General features: G+C 45.8%; 3 protein-coding genes and 1 pseudogene. All 4 read left to right on the top strand.

Annotated features, from left to right (window positions below; genetic code table 11):
- On the top strand, positions 1-966 hold a 966-nt coding region (locus DW657_RS16835; protein WP_118313507.1), incomplete at its 5' end, for a site-specific integrase.
- Entirely contained in the window at positions 963-1,334 is a 372-nt protein-coding gene (locus DW657_RS16840) for a hypothetical protein (RefSeq protein ID WP_118066860.1), read from the top strand. The genes DW657_RS16835 and DW657_RS16840, both read left to right, overlap by 4 nt.
- A 381-nt stretch (positions 1,335-1,715) precedes the next feature.
- A complete protein-coding gene (locus tag DW657_RS16845; RefSeq protein ID WP_233547206.1) occupies positions 1,716-2,972 on the top strand; it encodes a primase-helicase family protein in 1,257 nt (418 codons plus the stop codon).
- Between the two features lie 276 nt (positions 2,973-3,248).
- Positions 3,249-3,442: pseudogene (locus DW657_RS16850) on the top strand (DNA primase); the annotation flags it as partial.

A 3,442-nucleotide genomic window follows, 5' to 3' on the forward strand; every position in this document is an offset into this window, starting at 1 on the left:
GCGTTCGTTACCGCTGAAATGGTGAGAAACGCCTACCAAGGCATAGGCACGGAATACGAGACATTGCTCAGAGCCTTTGACAAAGAGAACGCAGCTTTTGCCAAGCGTGTGGGCAAGGATAGAGCCAAGAACACCTACCGCAAGTATCTGACGGTAAGAAAGTATGTTGCCGATTTCATCAAGTATCAGTACAAGCGCAGCGATATGTCCATGAACGAGCTTACTGAGGAGTTCATCCGTGACTATTGCCTGTATCTGAAGAATGTCGTCGGACTTGCGCAGTCCTCCATTTGGATTTACTCCATACCACTGAAGCATATTGTAACGGCAGCTCACTACAACGGCAAGATACCGAGAAATCCATTTGCCATGTACCACGTTGACCCAGACCACAAGGAACGTGAGTTCTTGACATTGGACGAGCTTACCGCCATGACAGAGATAAAGTTGGAAGACCCGAACATGGCATTTGCGAGAGACCTTTTTATCTTTGGCTGTTGGACAGGTATATCTTTCATCGACATCAAAAACTTGACGGAAGATAACATCAGCATGATAAACGGTGCTCCTTGGATTGTTTCCAAGCGTCAGAAGACAGGCGTTCCGTTCCAAATCAAGTTGATGGACATTCCCATGCAGATTATTGGGAGATACAAGGCTTTCAGAAAAGGAAGTCACTTGTTCAATATCGGCAACCTTGACAGCATCAACAAGCGCATAAAGAAAGTTGCTGCAATGTGTGGCATCAAGAAGCGTGTCTCGTTTCATGTCTCACGTCATAGTTGGGCTGTTTTAGCCTTGGAGTACGGAATGCCGATAGAGAGCGTGAGTAAGATTCTTGGTCACACGAATATCACCACGACACAGATATATGCCAAGGTGACAAGCACCAAGCTTGATCATGACATATCTGTCTTTGAAAGTCGAATCAAGGGGCATTTGCCTGCAATGGGAGGGATGGCATGAAAAGGACAATAATCACCGTGGGCGGAAATGGAATGCTTTCCATTCCGTCCAACTTGGAGAACTTGTGGATGAGTGAGAGTGAGTTGGTGGATATGCTTTATGTTACCGCCCCGAAGCTCAAAGCCGTGCTACGAGCTATATATAAAGAAGGTATGTTGTCTATGTTGGAGGTCCAACAAAGGGAAGAACTTTCCAAAGGCGTTTGGCAAACGCTGTATGGATTCCCTATGATTGTTGCCATTTGCTTCCACCTAACCTCTAATGGGGCTACACAACTTCGTGATGCCATCTTCAAGAGGCTGTACGGAGCAAAAGAGAAAACAGCCATTGTCCTGCAACTCTACGGAGGGACTAATTACTTTAGCTGAAAAACTCGCATCTTTGAGGCATCGGTTATTCACTGTCGTATAGACTTGCTGACGTACTGATTCACTGTCGTATCAAGCATTTCTGTGAAGAACGAAGAACTGCCGATGTCAAACGTTTTACAGTTTTATCGTATGACATATAAAACGTATGACATGCAGGAATACATTTTTGTTCATCCCGAGGAAAGGTTTACCAGCAAGCCTTTCTTCGGGATTTTTCGTTCTATCTTATCCCGAAAGGCTACATCAAGCACCTTGATTTCCAATCTTTTAACATTGCCGGTGCAAACTTCTCCATTCTGCGTAGGTTTGTGTTTTGCGTTTTGATTTTCCGCCCTTACCTTTGCAACTTTAATTTTATCAACTCACAAAGGTTAGATTATGAGCAAGACAAACGACAACAATCAGCCTGTGGCTGTGGGAAGCAAACAGCCACAGGCTGCACCTCCGACAAACGAGGTGTTCATCCGTGTTGGCACTACCTTGTACAAGGTGGTTGACCAACCTAACATCAGTGGTGGAAAGATAAGAAAGCGCATTCCTTGGAACATGGAAACCTTGCGTCAGGACTACGGCAAGGAGTTCATCAAGTACGTTCACAAGTATGACGGCTTCTGTACCGTTCCAGAACATGTGAACCATCGCACGGTGATAGATGGTTTCCTCAATCTATACGAGCCGATAAGTCACAAGCCAATGCAAGGGGACTTTCCGAACATCAAGAAGTTGGTAAGTCACATCTTTGTTGAGCAATACGAGCTTGGCATGGACTACCTGCAACTACTCTATCTCAAACCTGTGCAAAAGTTGCCCATTCTGCTGCTCGTATCAGAGGAGAGGAACACAGGCAAGACCACGTTCTTGAACTTTCTGAAAGCGTTGTTCCAAGACAACGTGACATTCAACACCAACGAGGACTTCCGCAGTCAGTTCAATTCCGATTGGGCTGGCAAGCTGCTGATTGTCGTGGACGAGGTGTTGCTCAGTCGCAGGGAGGATTCCGAGCGGTTGAAGAACCTCAGCACCACCCTCTCGTACAAGGTGGAAGCCAAGGGCAAGGACAGGAACGAGATTTCCTTCTTTGCCAAGTTCGTGCTGTGCTCCAACAACGAATCACTCCCTGTCATCATTGACGAGGGCGAGACCCGATATTGGGTGAGGAAGATTTCATCGTTGCAATCTGACGATACCGACTTCTTGGAGAAACTGAAGGCGGAGATACCCGCTTTTCTGTTCCATCTGCAAGGCAGAACGCTATCCACAGAGCACAAGAGCCGAATGTGGTTCGCCCCCGAACAGATAGCGACCGATGCTCTGAGGAGAATCATACGCTGCAACCGTAACAGGCTTGAGGTGGAAATGTCGGAGCTGTTCCTTGAGGTCATGGAGAACACCCAGACCGACAGCTTGCAGTTCTGCCTCAATGACGCAATCGCCTTGTTGCAATGCAACCACGTGAAAGCGGAGAAGCACCTTGTGCGAAAGATAGTGCAGGACAATTGGAAGCTGCAACCTTCAGAGAACGCCCTCACCTACACCTCATACGAGTACACCTACAACAACAGCGGTCACTACTCGCCAACAAAACGTGTGGGCAGGTTCTACACTGTAACGAGGGACAAGCTAAATAGCATATAATTTTGTTGAATTGTTGAATATGATGAAAAAAGTGTTGAATATCAAGTATTTAAGGCTCAACATTTTCTCAACAAATCTCTCAACAAAAGAAAGAGACTGTTGAAAAGAGAAAACATGACAGCTAATGCCTGTCTTTCTCTTTTGCCCAGTGATTTTGTTGAAAAGAACCATTTGTTGAGAGTTTGTTGAGAAGATAAGCCTTTGGTTATCATATCAATACATACTATTTTCAACAATTCATCAGAAATATATACACCACTTAATCCACAGTAAGACATGAACATTCAAGAAGCAAAGCAAATCAAGATTGCAGACTATCTGCAAAGTTTGGGACACCGCCCTGTCAAGCAGCAGGGTGCAAACCTTTGGTACAAGTCACCGCTGAGAAACGAAAGCGAGGCATCTTTTAAGGTGAACACCACGATGAACAGTTGGTTCGACTTCGGAATGGGCAAGGGCGGCAACATCAT

Origin of the sequence: Prevotella sp. AM23-5, from assembly GCF_003473645.1 — a bacterium.
In the GTDB taxonomy this organism is placed as follows: domain Bacteria; phylum Bacteroidota; class Bacteroidia; order Bacteroidales; family Bacteroidaceae; genus Prevotella; species Prevotella copri_A.